Genomic DNA, 14,955 nt, shown 5'->3' on the forward strand with positions numbered 1-14,955 from the left:
CGGGGCTTCAGGCCGCCGCCGGCTCCTTCTCGTCCGCTGCCGGGGTCGTCGTCTCGCCTTCGCGTGCCTCGGGCACGGTGGGCTCCGGGGCCGGCGCGAGCTCCTCGATCGTTACGCTGAGACCTGCCGACTTGGAGAGCGCCTCGATCAGGCTCTTCGCTGCGGTCCGGGTGCCCTCGGGGTCGTGGTCGAGGGCGGCCTTCACCGCGTCCGGGCTGAACTGCCGGGTGGCCTTCCCGAGCGCCCTGAGCGTCTTCACCGGGTCCATTGCCGCTACTGCCTTCGGCGCGCCGTCGAGGCGGGCCAGGTAGTCGAGCGCGAACTCCTCGGTCTTCTTCTTGTGCCCGATGGCCGCAGCCGGGAGCTCCGCGACGGCCCCGGCCACCACGGCCGCCGTGATGCCCGTCGTCTGGACCTTGAGCAGGGCCAGGTACAGCATCGACGCGGCCTTCACGCTGTGCTCCTCGGCCAGGGGGACGAGCTCCCAGGCGTGGGTGAAGCCCAGCTTTTTAGAAACTACAGTTTCCAAATCGTTCGAGGCGGATTCGAACGCTTCCTCTGCGATCCGCCACGAGCGGATCAGCTTCCCCGCGTACTGCGGGGTGATGTCCCACCGGTCGAGGGTGTACTCCTCGAACGTCTTGTGGGTCTTCCGGTAGAGCTTGGCGTCCCGAATCACCTGGAGCGCCTTGCCGGCGGCGAAGAACGCGATGCGCAGGTTCTCGAGCGCGGCCTCGCAGCGCACCAGCATCTGCTGCTCCTGCGCGATGAGCACCGGAGTATCGGTCAGCGGCTTCGTCGGCGGGACGCCGATGGCTTTGGCCAGCTGGAGCGCGGTGGACGGCTTGCCGGGGCCCTGAGGGGCGCCGTTGACGTTGATCTGGGATCCCATCAGAGCATCTGCTCCATCGTCAGGGCGACGCGCATGAAGTCCTCGCGGGCGTTCAGCGCGGTGCCGGACATCTTGTACTCGGTGACGAGCGTGCCGTTCTCGTGGGCGTTCTCGTGGATCGTGTAGCGGCGGATCGGGTGCGAGACGCGCGGGTAGTTCCGCTCATCGATCCACGCCTTCAACTTGTCGAGCTGAGTCTCGGACTTGTCCTTGCTGGGGTCGTGCATGTTGATGACGACCAGGAACCGGATGCCGCGCGGCTTCAGGACGCGCTCGATCGTGTACTCCGCTTCGTCCCAGCTCATCCGGCTCGGCGTGATCGGCACGATGGCGAGGTCGGCAACCTCCAGGACCTCACGCAGCGCGTCTGCGGAACGGCCCGTACCGATTGGGTCGGCGTCCCACTCCGCGTCCGGGTCGACGTCGAAGAAGCCCGGGGTGTCCACGATGACCCTATGCCGCTCGGGATCGTTGACCACGGCGGGCAGGATGCCCACCTTGCTCTTGGTGACCAGGTAGTCGAACGGCAGCGCCTCGCGCTGGCGCTTGTCCTCGACCCGCGCGCACCACTTCTCGATGCTGCCCTGGATGTCGATCCCCGCAGCCACGACCGGGGCGCCGACCGACTCGTCGGCGTTCGACAGGACCGCTGACCGGCCGCTGACCGCCGCCACGTTGATGGCGATGGTCGTCTTGCCCGTGCCGCCCTTCTGCTGGATGACGACGACGACCTTCGCTCTGCCCGTGCGGGCAGTGGTGTCAATCGCGGCTTGCAACACTGTTGATGTGGTCATCCGGCGGCCTTTCGCTTCCGTGATTTCACCGCCCTGTGCGGCTACTCGGATGCCGGTCAGCTTGCCAGAGACCCGCTCGGCCCCGTGCCCACCGCGCCGCCGCCGGCCCCGAACCGGTCATACGAACCCATGGGGCCCCCTCGTGAGACCTGGTGAGTCCCCCACCGGCTGCTCGCCGAGTTCGCGAAGGCCTTCGACTACGACGTCGTGGCTTTGTACACGAGTAGCGACGTCGTTTTGACGCGTCATTCGGAGTCGCACGCTCGCGCGAATAGGCGGTGTTCACGAGAACGGGAGGCACCTCGCGGGCCCTCCCGCGGGCCGGGTGGAGGGTACGCGTCGGTTGGGCCGCGCCCCGCCGGGCTTCGGCGTCTTGGTGGCGCGGGACCGGGCGGCCAGGCCGCCCCGGGGGACTCCATCCCACGGCGTCGGCACTGCGTCACACACGGTGCCAACGCCGTGGCTACGAGGAGGCGGGTTTTCGGTCTTGGGCTTACTGCGCGCGGGGCACAGCGTCGAAGATCACGGTCATGTCGGCCGTGTAGAGCCCGTTCTGGGTGTCGAGCGGGCGTGCGGCCACGATCGTCATGTCGGCTTGGGTTCCGGGAGTGGAGGTCGCGTCGTCCACGACCTCTTGAGGGAGTGCGGTCAGCGTCACGCCGTGGGACTTGGTGGTCAGTGCGATGGCATCGGACCCGTTGTAGAGGGCGGCGGGTCCTCCTTCGATGTAGGCGTGGATGCTGCCTGCCGTTCGGGCCTGGATGGCGCCGGCTTCGTCCTGGCCGCGGGCCAATTCGACGTGGCCGTTGGGGGAGGCGGTGTCGATGAGGCCAGGGAGATCGGCGGCGAGGCTTGCGGCGAGGTCGCCGGGCTCGCGGCCCAGGGATTCGGCGGCTTGGGCGAGCCGGTCCTCCCCGATGGCCCGGGTGATCTGTTCGGCGGTCACGGGCTCGTTGGGTCCGGAGCTGATCCAGGACCGCAGCTGCGGTTCCAGACCGGCGTCCGAGAGGCCCTTCACCGAGATCGGCACGGTTGTCGGCGTGGCCACGCCGTCGTTCACAGGATCGGTCATGCGGGGATCTTTCCCGCCCACGCAAGATCAAACGCAAGGTGGATCTGACCTCTGCAAGGTCCACTGCTACGAGACAGCCCCAGCAGGCCCAGGTGCTGTCGAAACTCGTGAATATTTCGGCCAGGCTGCGACTCCCGAACCGATGTCGAAGTGCTGCCCGTCCTCGTGAACAAAGCCAGGCACCGGTGAAGACCCCGATCTCCCGCACCCCCGGCGCCAGGGCGCTCCGCCTGGTCGCCGTCGCCCCGCGCTGTCACCTGTGCCCGGACGAGGACCAGGTCCTCGCCGATCCGGCCCTCACAGTCACCTTCCACCCGGCCTCCGGAATCGCCCGCCGGGTCGCCCTGTGCGAGCCCTGCCACTCGGGCCGGCCCAGCCGGGGGAAGACGGATATGGGACCCGCCGACCTCGCGTGGCGGGCAGTGGAGCGTGACGCCACGACCCTGCTCGCCGCGTACGAGGAACGCCGCTGGGTCCCGTATCGGGGCGAGCTGGAGTTCGCCGCCGGCCTCGCGCGGATGGCCTGGGCCGAGGAGTCGGTGCGGGCCGCGGTGCGCGACGCGGACGACACGGTCTTCGGCGGGAAGGTGGTCCGCGCCTTGGAGGGGGGAAGCGCCTACCTGCTGCTGCACCATGTCGCCCCCGACGACCCCGCGCTGCATTCGCTCCGGAGCCTGGTCGACGTCCTCGCCACAGCAGCGGAACAGCCCCGGGGCGGGCACCCCGGGGACGCCGCCTGACCGTTAAAACGAGCACAGTGGCTGGGACCGGGGGGTGGTGCGGAGTATTGCGCCGCGGGCCGGACTTCGGCCGCCGGCATCGCTGTCGGGCGCAGAGTAGATGTCAGCGTGGCGCGGAGTTTTGTCAGTGACGTCAGTGTGTGATGCCGCGCTGGAGGTAGCCGCGGGGTCCAGCACAGGAGCGCGGCGCGGCCGAGGTGCCACTCGATGCAGAACTGGGAGAAGACGTCGGCACAGATGCATAGGCTTCGGGGTTCGAGTGCTGCCACCAGCTGGAGAAACCCGTGCGGTTCATCGTCCAACCCTTCACCAGAGCCTTCCCCTCCGACGCCGGCCCCCGCGCCGCCCTCCTCGTCCCGGACAGCTGGGACGACCACCACTACAAGACCAGCTTCGACCTCTGGATCCGGCAGGATGCCAGCACCCTGCCGGTCGAGATAGGCCGCGTGAAAATCGCCCTCCTCGACCAGGAGCCCGGTCCCAGCCCACTGCCCGCCGGCATCTACGAAGGCGGACTGCCGCGCAGGTTCGGCAACTGGGTCTCCCTCGGGCAGGACGACCTGTACTACGAGAGGATCAAGGACCTCGGACCGGCTATGTGCCGGGAAATCCTGACCGGCCTGAACGACCTCGCCTTAAATCTGGGCGTGTTCGCAACCGCGCGGTGGACCGACGCCGTCCGCCAATCGCTTCTGCGCAGCGTCGCGGAGCACACCGTCGTCGGCCAGTTCCACCGCATCGCAGCCGGCGGAGAACGGCTGGCCGACTACCGGTTCGACTACCACCCCCCGCAGACAGACCCTTCCCTCCCAGCGCGCGGACCGCTGGAATTCGAGGTCACGCCCGAATCGACACCCCCCACCAACATCCACGTGCTCATCGGGCGCAACGGCGAGGGGAAGACCACCCTCCTGCACTCCCTAGCCCAAGCCGCCGTGCACCACGGACGCCTCCTCGAAGCGACCGCAGGCAGAATCGAGCACCTCCCCACCGAGTTCGGAGAGCCACAGACCTTCGCCAACGTCCTACTGGTCAGCTCCAGCGCCTTCGACACGTACACCGGCGTCAGGCCGCCCTCTCCCACGACCCGCTACAGGCACGTCGGCATCACGCCGGGCTCGAAAGCAGACGAGTTCATCGACAGCCTTGAGTCGATCATGACCTCGGGACGCTACGAGCGCTGGCTGGAGGCCTTGGAGAGGCTGGACAGCGATCGGCATTTCCAGACCGCCGTCCTCGACGACTGCGAGGTCGTTTTCGGGGAGCGCCCCGGACACAGCGCCCTGTACACGGGATCGGGCCGCCTGTGGCGCGACGTCTTCATGGACCTCAGCTCGGGACACGCCATCGTCCTGCTCACCCTCACCGGGCTCGTGGATCTGGTCGCCGAACGCACCCTCGTCCTCCTGGACGAGCCAGAGGCGCACCTGCACCCACCACTGCTGTCCGCCTTCATCCGGGCGCTGTCCGACCTGCTGACGGACCGCAACGGTGTCGCCGTGACCGCGACGCACTCCCCCGTCGTACTCCAGGAGGTTCCCAGGACCTGCGTCTACAAGATCACCCGAAACGGCCAGTACATCCGCGCTCGGCGCCCCCGATACGAGACGTACGGCGAGAACGTCGGCGTCCTCACCCACGTGTTTGTAAGGGCTTCTTTGGGCTCCAGCGCGGGAGGGTGAAGTGGCCCCACTGACGTAAGAAGTTGATCTGGCTCCACTCGCCGGTGCTTGGTGGCGCCGTGCCCTCTTTGGAGTGAATGCGGTGCTCCATCCGCTGTCCGCCGTCAGGGTGTGTCCGTCGATCACGGTCTGTCGGAGGCCGTGTTGTGGTCACGGTCGTGTCGGGAGGCCGGGGTGGGTTTGTCGCGCGTTGAACTGTTCGCTGCGATCCGTCGGGACAGGCGTCTCGATGCGGGTCTGTCGCAACGTGCTCTGGCGGAGAAGTACGGGGTGCACCGAAGGACCGTGCGGCAGGCGCTGGAGTCGGCCGTCCCGCCTCCGCGCAAGGAACCCGTGGTCCGCAGATCGGTCTTGGACCCGGCCAAGGGCTGGATCGACGAGATGCTGCGGGAGGATCTGACCGCGCCGCGGAAGCAGAAGCACACGGCCCGGCGGATCCACCAGCGTCTCGCGCAGGAACACGGCTTCGACGAGGTGTCGTATTCGACAGTCAGTGACTACGTCGCGGTCCGCCGGCCGGAGATCGAGACCGAGGCCCGGGAAGGGCACCGGCATCTGGCGGGGATGGTCCCGCAGGTCCATCTCCCCGGCGAGGAAGCCGAGGTGGACTTCGCGGACGTGTGGGTGCGGCTCGCGGGCACCGTGACCAAGTGCCACCTGTTCACGCTGCGGCTGTCGTACTCGGGCAAGGCCGTCCACCGCGTGTTCGCCTCGCAGGCCCAGGAGTCGTTCATGCAGGGCCACGTCGAGGCGTTCAACACGCTGGGCGGCGTCCCGGTCCGGCACATCCGTTACGACAACCTGAAACCGGCCGTGAACCGCATCTGCACGGGCCGCAGCCGGGTGGAGTCCGAGCGATGGGTCACCTTCCGGGCGCACTACGGCTTCGATGCCTTCTATTGCATCCCGGGCCAGGACGGCGCCCACGAGAAGGGCGGCGTGGAACAGGAGGGAGGGCGGTTCCGCCGCACCCACTTGGTCCCCGTTCCGGAAGTCGCCTCGCTCGAGGAGCTGAACGAGAAGATCGCCGCGATCGACGCGGCGGAGGACGACCGGATGCTCCAGGGCAGGCTGACGACGATCGGCTTCAACTTCGTGAGCGAGGCCGACTCGCTGGCCCCGCTCCCCTGGGGGAGTTCGAGTGCGGCATCACGCTGACTCCGAAAGTGGACCGTTCCAGCCGGATCAGCGTCCGCCAGTGCCACTACTCGGTGCCGGCCCGCTTCATCGGCCAGAACGTGCGGGTCCTGCTGCGGGGCAACGAACTGCTGGTCTTCGAACGCCGCAAGATCGTCGCCCGTCACCCGCGTCTGACCCGGCGGGGCGAGTTCCGCGACGAGCTCGACCACTACCTGGAGATCCTGATGGTCAAGCCCGGCGCGATGGCCGGGTCGACCGCGCTGGCAGCCGCCCGGGAGAACGGCACGTTCACCGAGGTCCACGAAGCGTTCTGGGCGGCGGCCCGCACCAGCCACGGGGACGCCGCCGGGACCCGTGCTCTGATCGAGGTCCTGCTGCTGCACCGGCGGATGCCCGCCCCCGCCATCCAGCTGGGCCTGGCGGCCGCGATCAGAGCGGGCTCCATCAACGCCGAGGTGGTGGCCGTCGAGGCCCGCAGGGCCGTCGCCGATGCCTCCCCGCACGAGGACTCGACCGACGACAGCGATGATCCGCCGCCCTGGGCCGAGCCCAGCGGAGTCGTCTCCCTGACCGCCCGCCGGGCACAGCTTCCCGAGGACAAGCGTCCCCTGCCCTCGGTGGCCCCCTACGACCAGCTCTTGTCCCGCCGCCATCCGAAAGGCACCGCATGAGTACTCCCACCGTTTCCACGAACGGGCTCGTTCCCCCGGCCCGCAGAGACGCCGCAGCCGAAGGGGCGGTCGAAACGGTCATCGACGAGGCCTGCCGGGCTCTGCACCTGCCCACCATCCGCAGCCGAGTCGAGGAGATCACCGCCGCCGCGGCCCGCGAGCGGGCCAGTTACAAAGACTTCCTGGCGGACCTGTTGGAAGCTGAATGCGCGGAGCGGGAAGAACGCCGCAAGCAGCGGCTGGTCAGGGACGCGAACTTCCCCGGCCCAAGCGGCTCGAGGACTTCGACTTCGCGGAGAACCCGAACGTCACCCCCGAGTTGCTGGGCACCCTCGCCGATCCCGCCTGGGTCAAGGCCGGCCAGCCGCTCTGCCTGATCGGCGACAGCGGCACCGGCAAGTCCCACCTGCTGATCGGGATCGGCACCGCCATCGCGGAAGCCGGTCTGCGCGTCCGCTACACGACCACGGTGAACCTGGTCAACGAGCTGGCCGAGGCAGCGGACGAGAAGAAACTCGCCCGCACGATCGCCCGCTACGGACGCGTCGATCTCCTCTGCCTGGACGAGTTCGGCTACCTCGACCTGGACAAGGCCGGAGCGAAGCTGTTGTTCCAGATCTTCACCGAGCGTGAGGAACGGGGCGCGATCGCCGTCGCCTCCAACGCCCCGTTCTCGGAGTGGAAGCAGACCTTCACCGACCCCCGGCTCTGCACCGCGATCGTCGACCGCGTCACCTTCAACGCCCACATCGTCGAGACCGGCACGGACTCCTACCGGTTCGCCCAGACTCAGAAGAAGCGACGTCGCTGACCTGACCGTCACAACACTGCGGCCGGCACCCCTTCGGGGTGCCGGCCGCAGCCATATTGGGCCCGGCCGCGAGGTCCCAGTGCCGGCCGGTCCATTGCCCGATCTCATCCAGACGCCGCGAGCACTGGGATGCCCACGACCTGAGCCGAGTCGGGTCGGCAGACTCCCGCACCTGTCGGGGGCGCGATTTCGAAGCCTGTCCGAGACCCCAAAACTACCGCCCACCACCCCACCCCCGGCTAGCGAAACCACCCGATCGAAGTGGGGCCAAAACAACTTGCCGCAGGGGCGTGAAGCACCCTCCCGCACGCCCCCTACGACCCACCGCTGGGGCCAAAAGAACTCCGAACACTGGTCCCCAAAGAAGTCCTTACAAACACCCACGAGATCTTCGGCCTCGAAGTGATGAGGTCCGGCTTCTACGCCGAGGTCGAGAGGGCCGTCGACGAGTTCGGCGACTACGAAGAGGTGATCAACCACTTCAGCGGGCAGCTCGGGGACGAGGCCAGAGGCCTCGTCCGCATCCTGCTGGCCGACCGCGAGGGAGGGGAGCTCTGATGTGGCCGCTGAACCCGCCGACGGTCAGCGCCAGGAGCAGCTGGGAGACCTGCACCAGCAAGTCTCGCGACACCGTCGCCAATGGGAACCTCGGAGCCAGCCTCCGCGAGGCAGTCGACGCCGCAGAGGAGGCCGCGACGACCCTCCGGATCGCCGCCCAAGCACGCACCCTGCACAACCTGAAGGCGGAGAACTTCAAGATCGAGGGCATACCCGACAAGCGGGTCGCGGACATCGTCTACGGCAGCGGCATGACGAAGGGGCCCGGCCGCGACATCTACGACGCACTCATGGACGCCCCTGAGGACGAGCTGTGCCCGCTGTGCCGGCACAGCGATGTGACCGAGCTCGACCACGTCATGCCCAAGGCGGCCTACCCAGCCCTGTGCGTCGCCCCCGAGAACCTCGTACCGGTCTGCGGAATCTGCAACCACATCAAGAACGACCGGGCGGCCGCGGACGCCGAGGACGTGCTGCTGCACCCGTACTTCGAGCACACCGACACCGTGAACTGGCTGGACGCGACGCTCGCCACATCCGCCCTCGACGCGGGCCGCCTGACGTACTTCGTCAATCCTCCGCCCGGCTGGGGCGGCACCTTCACCGCCCGCGTCCGCCGCCAGTTCGACCTTCTAGAACTGGGACGGCGGTACAGCATCAAGGCCAACCAGACCCTCAGGGGCATCCACCACCACCTCGTCAGGCAGCTCAAGTCCGGGGGCAGGGCCGCCGTCAGGACCCACCTGACGGACATGGCCGCCAGCCACCTGGTCGCCGACCCGAACAGCTGGACCGGGGTGGCCTACCGAACCTGGGGCGCGAACGACGACTTCTGCGAAGGCCGCTTCTGGTAGCCCGTGCTACCCCCGAGGGGCGACGGTGGCCGGCGTGCACGAGCTCTGCGCCGCCACTGCCATAACCCTGCGCATCCCACTGACATCCACCCTGCGCACGACAACCGGCATCGCACACCGTGATCACCGCCTCGCGGGTCCGGTCGCCGGAACTCCGCCGGAGAACCGCTCAGCACCCATGCCTCCCCAGTGGTCGCCAGTGCCAGCGATCCGGGACCGGCTGACCTCATCAGCCTGTGTCCTCCCAGCTCCTGAGCACGTTGTAGGTCAACCGGGGATCCGGAGTTACGGTGGATCTCCCTTTCGCGCCGTTCAAGATCAAAAACAAGGGATGTACAAAGGGGGTTACCCTAACGGGTAACCCCGGCCCCGGCCGGTGAACAGCAACAGCACAAGCGCACAAGGTGCGTAGGGAAGTCGGGGGGCGCCGGTGGCGTGGGTGACGGAGATCAGCGCGGACGAGCAGGTCGACTACCGGCTGCGCAGGCACGCCGGATGCGGTGTGGTCGAGAGCACCGGCGCCGTGGTCGACGCCGATCAGGCCGTCGACCTCGACTCACCGGATCCCGCTGTCCGTTACCGTCTGCAATCGGACGGGGTGCTCGTCTGGATGGGGACCGGCCTGGACGCGGTCGGTCTCACCGAGGGCCAGGCCCTCGACCACGAGGGCGAGGAAGCCGCCCGGCGGCTGATGAAGGGCTGCCACCCAAAGACCGGCGCCCGCCTCGCGGGATCGGCCACGTCGGTCCGCGCGCACGAGTTGGCGACGCTCACGGTGGCCCCGCTGGTGAAGGCGATCGAGGCCGCCGCGGCCGGGGCCGGGGTGGAGCCGGAGGCGCTGCTGGACGGCAAGCCGTACCAGCAGAAGAAGCTGGGCCAGCAGCAGCGGATGGTGAACCGCAAGGGCGAGGCCCACCGCCTCCACGTCGAGACCCTGCACAAGCTGGCCCGCGCTGCCGGCCTCGACCTCGCCGACGTCTACACCGCCGCCGAGCTGGCGACCGCGCGGGAGCACCAGGACCTCCGCGTCGACTCGCGCGTGCGCGGCTGGGACCTGGTCCTCGACCTCCCCAAGTCGGACAGCGTGCTCGCCGGGCTCATGGGCGAGTTGGACGAGGCCGCCTACCGGGCGATCGTGCACCGGGCGAAGGCGGAGACGTTCCGGCAGCTGGAGCGGTGGGTCGGCTACGGGGTCGGCAGCGAGGACGGCCAGCCGGTCCGCCTGGCGACGGGCGGTTTGGTCGGCTGGTCGGTCGAGCACCGCTCCGCCCGCCCGATGGGCGACGGCGCCCCCGGGGACCCGCACCTGCACCTGCACGTCGTCATCGCCAACATGGCGCGCTGCACGGATGGCAAGTGGCGCTCGATCGCCAACTCCGGCAGCGACCTGTACCGCCACGCCAGCGCGGCCGACGCCTACTTCAAGGCCCGCGTCAGGTCGCTGACGTACGAGCGGTTCGGCGTACGCCGCACCCAGGCCGCCACGACCGGCGCGTGGGAGGTCGACGGGATCCCCGAGCAGTTGCGCGACGCCTTCTCCCGCCGCTCGGCGATGGTGACCGAGGAACTGGGCGCGGACGCCACCCGGGAGGACCAGCAGCGCCTGGCCGGCGAGACCCGCCGCGCCAAGCATCAGGCGGACGCGGCCGGGATGCGGGAGTCGTGGCGCGAGCGGGCGGAGGCCGCCGGGGTTGACGTCGACGCGATGGTGGCCGCCGCGGCGCCCGGCGGGCCGGGCCCGGACGGCGGCGCCACACTCGCCGGCCCAGGTGGCGGTCCGCAGATCCCGCCGCCGGCTGACATCGCCGCCGTGGTCTTCCACCCCGAGAACGGGGTGACCGCCACGAAGAAGAGCTTCAACCGGGCCGAGCTCCTGGCCGCCGTCGGCAACGCCCTGCCGTACGGGATCGGCGAGGACCCGGGCGCCCTGGAGCGCCTGGCCGACGACGTGCTGCGCGTCGAGGGGTACGCGGTGGCCCTGCCCCACGTCGGCTCCACCGTCATGAGCAGCACCGACCGGTACACCACCGCCGACGTCCTGGCCGCCGAGGAGACGGCGATCGAGCAGGCCACCGCCCGCTACGGCGACGGCTCCGTCCGGCTGACCGCCGCCCAGGCCGAGGCCGCTATGAGCGTCTTCTCCGTGGCGGCCGGGTTCGAGCTGTCCGCCCAGCAGCGGCAGGTCGTCACGCGTCTGCTGACCGCCGGGCACGGCGTCGAGGCCGTCATCGGCGTGGCCGGCGCGGGCAAGTCCACGTTGATGGACGCGTGCCGGATCGGGTGGGACGCCACCGGCAAGACGTACGCGGGCGCGTGCCTGTCCGCCGTCGGCGCCAAGGGCCTTGAGGACGCCTCCGCGATCCCCTCGCGCACGGTCGCGTCCTGGCTGCAGCAAATCGAGAGCGGCCGCGGCCTGACCGGGGTCGACGTCTTGGTCCTGGACGAGGCGGTGATGACCGACGACCGGTCCGCCGCCAAGCTCCTCGCCGAGGCCGCCCGCACCGGCACGAAGCTCGTCGCGATCGGCGACCCCAAGCAGCTCCAGGCCGTGGGCGTGGGGGGCTGGTTCCGCGAGGTCCACCGGCTGGTGGACGGCGAGGTCCTCACCGAGAACCGGCGCCAGGAGCACGAGGCGGAGCGGGCCGCGCTGGAGGTGTGGCGGACCGGCGACCACCAGCGGGCGCTGGAGATGCTCGCCGCCGGCGGGCGGGTCCACGCCGCCCGGACCGCCGACGAGGCGCGCTCCGAGATGCTGATGGCGTGGGACGAGCTGCGCCGGGTCTGGCCCGACGAGCAGGACCTGGTGGAGAACTTGGTGGTTCTCGCCGCGCGGAACGTGGACGTCGACGCGCTCAACTCCGGCGCGCAGCAGATCCGGCGGGCCGCCGGCGAACTGGGCGCCGAGCAGACCTACGCCCTGCCGGGCGGGGGCTCCCTCAGCCTCGCCGAGGGGGACCTGGTCCGCGTCCGCGTCAACGACTACCGGAGCCGCCGCGGCGGGGGCCCCGACGTCCTCAACGGGTACCGCGCGGTGGTGACCGCGATCCGCGAGGACCGGCACGTCGAGATCACCTGGCGGACCAAGGACCAGAACCCCGACGGCAGCGTCCGGACCGAGTCGGCGTGGATGAGGCCGGACGACATCGGCGCAGGCGCCCTGTCCCTCGGCTACGCGATGACCGTGGCCGCCTCCCAGGGCCTGACCTGCCACACCAGCCTGCTGTACGGCCACGGCAGCAATGCGTTCGCCACCTACCCGGGCATCACCCGCGCCCGGCACGCCAACCACCTCTGGCTGCCCCTGGAGGTCATCGAGGACCAGCGCACCCAGCAGCTGCTCGGGGCCGCCCGCTCCGAGACCGAGCAGCTGCACCGCGCGGTCTCCGCGTTCGCCCGCTTCCTGGGGCAGTCCCAGCCCGACGGCATGGTCTCCGACGAGCTGCGGCCCGCCCCGGAGCCCGTGGCAGTGCCGCACCAGGTCGAGGCCGAGCAGGTCCGGGCCCGCGAAAGCGTCGAGGCATCCCTCCAAGAAGCCCGGCGGGTGGTGGTGTCCGGGCGGGCGGCCCGGATGAAGTCGACCTCCACCACGGGCTCGACCGAGGACTCCCGGCGCCGCCACGCCGAGAAGCAGGCCCGCTTCCAGCAGCACCAGGAGCCCGCCCTCGGCGAGCGCCAGGAGCCCGGCGAGCCGGACGTCCCGGACTGGAAGGTCCGGCCGTACGGCAGCCGTATCGACACGGCCCTCGCCGACGACCTCGTCTACTTCCTCAAGCAGGTGGAGGCGTACGAGAAGAAGGCGGCCGCGGCCCGCGCAGCCCACCAGGTCCTGAACGAGCGGATGGAGCAGGAGCGGGCCGCCGGAGCCAGCCGCGGCCAGCAGTGGGCGCGCGACGCCGGAGTCGTCCTCGACCAGGCCGTCGCGCATCTGACGACGGCGTTCGAGGAAGCGGGCCGGGCACGGGTGGCCGACGCGCAGGCCAAGCAGGCCCGGGAGGTGATCCTGCCCGACATCGCCAAGCAGCTGCAGTCGTCCCGGATCGCGCTGCGGCTGGCCGGCAGCAGCAGGAAGGAAGTTCAGCAGCTGCACGAGCACTACCTCGGCCAGGCCGTCGGCGGCGAGGACGAGCAGGCCCGCGCACGGCGGGCCAGCGACGATGCCCGCCTGGCCGCCTGGGAGTCGGTGAAGTCCAGCCCGTACGCCGAGGCCCTCGGCGCGACCGGACATGCGCCGGCCCTGGACGTCCTTGCGCAGCGGCTGGCCGACATGCGCCAGCAGTGGGTGCCGGTGCTGGCCCAGGCCAAGGACGCGCTCGACGAGCGGAAGCTGGGCGAGCACCACGGCGTCGCCCAGGCCGCGATGCAGGAGGCCACGAACTGGCGTGGCCACGCCGCCCTGGCGCAGGCCGAGCAGCAGCGGCGCCGGATCCTCGCCGAGACGCACCCCGACTTCCACAACGCCGAGACCGCGGCCCGCATCTTCCACGCACGCCTGGCCGAAGCTCAGCAACAGCAGCAGAAGCGGCAGGCACCGGCACGGGCCACAGCCCCGGCGCAGACACCGAAGCAAAAGGGACCCCGGGTACGGCCCTGAACGCACGAGGGCGGTAGGCACAGGAAATTCTGCCGTCCCCGTCCTCTCCCGAGGGTGTCGTACAGAAGTAGTCGGCGTGCCGGGAACGGCAGGACGACCCCTTGACCACCAGGTCACAGCGGCGCCGCAGCTCCAGCCGGGCCGGTCTGGAGGCAAGTTGTAGGGCTAGTTGTGGAGCAAGCTGGAGAGCAAGTTGAAAGGCAGGTTGTAGGGCAAGTTGTAGAGCAAGCCGGACGAAGTCGTCGGGGACGGCCACGGTCCGCGCCGCCGCCCGGCCACGAAGGAGACCTCTCACCACGGCTATTGCGTGGACAGAGAGGTGTCGTCCTCCGATTCGGGCTTGCCCACCGGGTCTGACCTGCCGGAACGCGCCCGCTCCGGTTCTGGGGGGTCCCACTCCCGGTCCCACCCCCGGTGCAACGCCTAGTCCTCCTCTGCAACCACCCCTGCAGACAACCTCCGATGCAACTCACAGCGCGCCAAAAGAGCCTGGGCAAGCCTGCGAATCAGCGGCCAGACCCCCCTTGCCCGCCATGGAACCCTCGCGGGTCAAGGGTTGCCCTCCTGTCCTTCGCAGGCTTGCCCAGCGCAGTCCGTCAGCTGCGAGGCCCCTCCCCCAGCAGCCGGCGCTCCGAGGAGGCACGGGCAGCGGACACCGGAGCGGGCGGGCGGAATTCGTCCGCCGCAGCCCGCTCCGCAGCTGTCCCCCGCGGAACCATCGGCGCCTCCTGGTCTGCGACGGCGGGGACCGGTCCGTGCCCGAGAGGGCGGCGCTTCGTGCTCATCGCCGAAGTTTCGCAGCCGTGCAGGACGTACCCGCCTATCGGGTGCCAGAGGACTGACTCGGGCTGGCCGGGGCCGGCGTCGAGTTCGTAGGAGCATGACCGAACCCCGGGGTCAACAGCACCGCGAGCACGGTGACAACGGCCGTCGCCGCCCCGATCGAGGTGCCCAGGTCCCCACGGCCCATGACCCCGTGGGGAGCCCGCGCGGTGTACTTGAAGACCGAGAAGCCGACGGCGAGACCCACCATGATGAGCAGGGCCGCCAGCGGCGCGATCTGAATGGTCACGAAGTCCTCCAAGCTGTGTCCGCCGCGAAACGGCGCTGGTTAGTCCGCGTACGCAGACCTCAGCCCTTCGGTGGCAAA

At 69.9% G+C, this 14,955-nt stretch carries 9 protein-coding genes and 2 pseudogenes; 7 read left to right on the top strand and 4 right to left on the bottom strand.

Going from position 1 to position 14,955, the window contains the following annotated elements:
• Positions 1 to 7: 7 nt before the first annotated feature.
• The 3 genes from OG332_RS47545 to OG332_RS47555 form a co-directional block, all read right to left on the bottom strand.
• Complete coding sequence (locus OG332_RS47545) at positions 8 to 892, bottom strand: hypothetical protein (protein ID WP_327419665.1); 885 nt, start codon at positions 890 to 892, stop codon at positions 8 to 10.
• A complete protein-coding gene (locus tag OG332_RS47550; RefSeq protein ID WP_327419666.1) occupies positions 892 to 1,668 on the bottom strand; it encodes a ParA family protein in 777 nt (258 codons plus the stop codon). Before OG332_RS47550 ends, OG332_RS47545 begins: the two co-directional genes overlap by 1 nt.
• A 511-nt stretch (positions 1,669 to 2,179) precedes the next feature.
• Positions 2,180 to 2,758, bottom strand: a complete 579-nt coding sequence (locus OG332_RS47555) for a YidB family protein (protein WP_327419667.1) — start codon at positions 2,756 to 2,758, stop codon at positions 2,180 to 2,182.
• Positions 2,759 to 2,943: 185 nt separating this feature from the next.
• Here OG332_RS47555 and OG332_RS47560 point away from each other — a divergent pair, with 185 nt between their 5' ends.
• The 7 genes and pseudogenes from OG332_RS47560 (at position 2,944) to mobF (ending at position 13,805) form a co-directional block, all read left to right on the top strand.
• On the top strand, positions 2,944 to 3,498 hold the full coding sequence (locus OG332_RS47560; protein WP_327419668.1) for a hypothetical protein: 555 nt from the start codon (positions 2,944 to 2,946) through the stop codon (positions 3,496 to 3,498).
• A 284-nt stretch (positions 3,499 to 3,782) separates the two neighbouring features.
• Positions 3,783 to 5,180 carry an AAA family ATPase gene (locus tag OG332_RS47565; protein ID WP_327419669.1) on the top strand — a complete coding sequence of 466 codons (1,398 nt, stop codon included), beginning with the start codon at positions 3,783 to 3,785 and terminating at the stop codon, positions 5,178 to 5,180.
• A 180-nt stretch (positions 5,181 to 5,360) separates the two neighbouring features.
• Positions 5,361 to 6,991 (top strand): annotated as a pseudogene (gene istA / locus OG332_RS47570) (IS21 family transposase).
• Positions 6,988 to 7,802, top strand: a pseudogene (gene istB, locus OG332_RS47575) (IS21-like element helper ATPase IstB). Before istA ends, istB begins: the two co-directional pseudogenes overlap by 4 nt.
• A 405-nt stretch (positions 7,803 to 8,207) precedes the next feature.
• Entirely contained in the window at positions 8,208 to 8,360 is a 153-nt protein-coding gene (locus OG332_RS47580) for a hypothetical protein (protein WP_327419670.1), read from the top strand.
• Positions 8,360 to 9,214 carry an HNH endonuclease gene (locus OG332_RS47585; RefSeq protein WP_327419671.1) on the top strand — a complete coding sequence of 285 codons (855 nt, stop codon included), beginning with the start codon at positions 8,360 to 8,362 and terminating at the stop codon, positions 9,212 to 9,214. The genes OG332_RS47580 and OG332_RS47585 overlap by 1 nt, the downstream gene beginning before the upstream one ends.
• Positions 9,215 to 9,653: 439 nt before the next feature.
• On the top strand, positions 9,654 to 13,805 hold the full coding sequence (gene mobF, locus OG332_RS47590; RefSeq protein WP_327419672.1) for a MobF family relaxase: 4,152 nt from the start codon (positions 9,654 to 9,656) through the stop codon (positions 13,803 to 13,805).
• Positions 13,806 to 14,625: 820 nt separating this feature from the next.
• Here mobF and OG332_RS47595 read toward each other — a convergent pair.
• Positions 14,626 to 14,877 (bottom strand): hypothetical protein, encoded by a 252-nt coding sequence (locus OG332_RS47595; protein WP_327419673.1) that lies wholly within the window; start codon positions 14,875 to 14,877, stop codon positions 14,626 to 14,628.
• Positions 14,878 to 14,955: the final 78 nt, after the last annotated feature.

Origin of the sequence: Streptomyces sp. NBC_01233, from assembly GCF_035989305.1 — a bacterium.
GTDB lineage: Bacteria > Actinomycetota > Actinomycetes > Streptomycetales > Streptomycetaceae > Streptomyces.

Excerpts from the sequence above, each read along its gene's own strand:
- OG332_RS47545 (WP_327419665.1), bottom strand. The coding sequence starts at position 892 with ATGGGATCCCAGATCAACGTCAACGGCGCCCCTCAGGGCCCCGGCAAG.
- OG332_RS47580 (WP_327419670.1), top strand. The coding sequence starts at position 8,208 with ATGAGGTCCGGCTTCTACGCCGAGGTCGAGAGGGCCGTCGACGAGTTC.
- OG332_RS47555 (WP_327419667.1), bottom strand. The coding sequence starts at position 2,758 with ATGACCGATCCTGTGAACGACGGCGTGGCCACGCCGACAACCGTGCCG.
- OG332_RS47585 (WP_327419671.1), top strand. The coding sequence starts at position 8,360 with ATGTGGCCGCTGAACCCGCCGACGGTCAGCGCCAGGAGCAGCTGGGAG.